This is a genomic window from Stenotrophomonas sp. IS26, assembly GCF_054188265.1.
Map to the genome: position 1 here is coordinate 1 of NZ_JBSZJV010000045.1, position 430 is coordinate 430.

At 71.2% G+C, this 430-nt stretch carries 1 protein-coding gene; it reads left to right on the forward strand.

Annotation, left to right across the window (positions count from 1 at the left end; translation table 11 throughout):
* On the forward strand, positions 1-430 hold a 430-nt coding region (locus ACW6W5_RS17855; protein ID WP_458233678.1), incomplete at both ends, for a hypothetical protein.

Here is a 430-nt window from a genome sequence, read left to right on the forward strand (position 1 = left end):
ACTGCTCGCCGTGGGCGACCTGATGGCCGATGGCGATGCGCGCCTTGAAGGCGACGGGGATGTACGCCTGGCCCAGGCGGTGGTCGGGCAGTCGCTGGAGGTTGCGGCGGCCGGGGCGCTGGACATGCGTACTGCCACGGTCGGCGGCGATGCGCAGCTTCGCAGCGGCGGGGCGATGGGCATTGGAGAACTGCAGGCGCAGGGGGCGCTGAGCGGAATCACTGGTGCCACGCTGGTAGCGCAGACGCTGTCCTCCGGGGCGGGGATGCAGCTGGAGGCATCCGATGCGTTGGATGTGCAGCAGCTGCGCAGCGGGGGCGATCTGGCCGCCACGGCAGGTGGGCTGCTCGCCATCGGCGATCTGGTGACCGTTGGGGAGGCACGCCTCGACGGTGACGGCGATGTGCAGCTGGCCCAGGCGGTGGTCGGT